General features: G+C 65.6%; 2 protein-coding genes. Both read right to left on the bottom strand.

Annotated elements, in window-relative coordinates; translation table 11 throughout:
* Positions 1-793, bottom strand: a 793-nt coding sequence (locus AC04L7_RS17475) for an SDR family NAD(P)-dependent oxidoreductase (RefSeq protein WP_475513541.1), incomplete at its 3' end; no start/stop codon positions are given.
* Positions 794-869: 76 nt separating this feature from the next.
* Positions 870-2046: ABC1 kinase family protein (locus tag AC04L7_RS17470; protein ID WP_475513540.1), on the bottom strand; the 1177-nt coding region annotated here is incomplete at its 5' end.

The following is a 2046-nucleotide window of genomic DNA, read 5'->3' as shown; positions in this document are numbered from 1 at the left end:
CGCGGATGCCGCGCGGGAGCAGGTTGCTGGCCAGCGATTGGGTGAACGCGTGGATTGCGCCCTTCGTCGCCGAGTAGTCGAGCAGGTGTTGGCTACCGAAGATGCCGGTTTCGGAGCCTGAATTGATGATGCAACCGCCTTCCTGCATGTGCGGTAGCGCGGCGCGCGCCATATTGAAGTAGCCACCGATGTTGGTCTGCAGCGTTTCCTGGAGCTGGGCGTCGCTGATGTCCTCCAGCCGCATCGCGTGCTGCTGGAATGCGGCGTTGTTGACCAGCACGTCGAGTCGCCCGAATGCTTCCAGCGTCTTCGCCACGGCCGTCTCGCAGAACCCGGGATCGCGGACATCGCCGGCGATCACCAGACAACGGCGCCCCTCGGCCTCGACATGCTCGGCGGTGACTCGCGCATCTTCGTGTTCGTCCAGGTACAGCACGGCGACGTCGGCGCCTTCACGGGCAAACAGCACCGCGACTGCACGCCCTATCCCGGAATCGCCGCCCGTCACGATCGCCGTCATGCCCTGCAGCTTGCCGCTGCCGGCATAATCAGGCGCCAGGAATTTCGGTTGCAGCAGCAGGTCGCCCTCGTTGCCCGGCTTGTCGAGGTGCTGTTTCGGCAGCGGCGGCTTGGGCTGCGCGCGTACGCCAGCCTGCACTGCCTTCCTCTTCGGCTTGGGCACGGCGGCTGCCTTCTTCAATGCCTCTCGCTGCAGGGCGCGCTGGCGCGACGAGGTCGCGTTGGCTTCGTTAACCACTGTCTTTGTGACCTTACTCGCCGTCTTCTTCGCCATGGGCGTGCTCCGTCGTCTATGGTTCGAGCCTAGCGCCGGCTTCGTGATGACGGAGGCAACGCGGACGCGGGACGCATCAGCGCGGGCCGCGCTCCTCACGCGAACGCGCGCGGTGGTCGCTGAGCAGCGAACTGACGATGATGCCGGCACCCAGCGCCACGCCCAGCAGGAACAGGACCAGCGCCACCACCGGATATCCCCACAACGTGTGCGTGGACGACACCCGCATCATCATCGCCGACGCCAGGATCAGCGAGGCTGTGATCACACCTACCGCAATGCGGTTGGCGATCTTCTGCAGGTTTTCCATCAGCCGCGACTCTTCCAGCCCGGTGACCCGAAGCTGGAACCGGTTCTCGGCCACCAGCGACAGGATGTCCGACAGCTTGCGTGGACCGTCGCGCAGCAAGGCCTGTACTTCCATCATCTCGCTGGCCACGTTGGGAGAGGAAAGCGACTTGCGCAGGCGGGCACGCATGACGTGCTGCAGCTGGTCCTCCACCACGCCCTGGGTGTCGAGTTCGGGCGACAGAAGGTGGCAGACCGCATCGAGGTTCAACAACGTCTTGCCGAGCAGGCTCAGCTCGGGCGGGGGCCGCAGGCCGCAATGGGTCGCAATGCGCACCAGCTCCAGCACCACCCGACCTTCCGACATCGACGTCTGGTGCGCACCGTAGCGGGCCACCAGTTGTCCGACTTCGCGCAGGAAACGCGGCTCGTCGTAGTCTTCTAGGCGGATGCCGAGTGCGATGCACTCCTCCGCCACCTGTTCCCCGCGACCGTCCACCGCGGCGAACAGAAGCTTCAGCAGGCGGTCGCGCTGGCGCGGCGGCAGGTTGGCCACCATGCCCAGATCGAAGATCGCCAGCCGCCCGTCTTGGGTGACGCGCAGGTTGCCGGGATGCGGATCGGCATGGATCTCGCCATGTACGAAAATCTGGTCCAGATAGCCTCGCAGCAGATCCTCGGCCAGCGGCGTCATGCCCTGCTCGGTCCGGCGCAGTCCGGAGATTTCATCCACGCGGCGGCCATCGGCCAGCTCCATCGTCAGCACGCGCTTGCCCGTGTAGTCCCAGATCGGCGCGGGCACCCAGAGTTGTCGGAACGGCGCCAGATGCAGCCTGAAGCGGTCCAGGTTCTCGGCTTCTGCCACGTAATCGAGTTCGGCGGTCAGCGAGCGGGAGAACTCGCCCAGCCATTCGGAGAAGCGCACGTTGCGGCCGACGCTGGTGAATCGGTCCGCCGTATCGGTG

It is taken from the genome of Pseudoxanthomonas sp. LjRoot204_2, from assembly GCF_056175765.1.
This window is presented reverse-complemented; position numbering and strand designations above follow the sequence as displayed.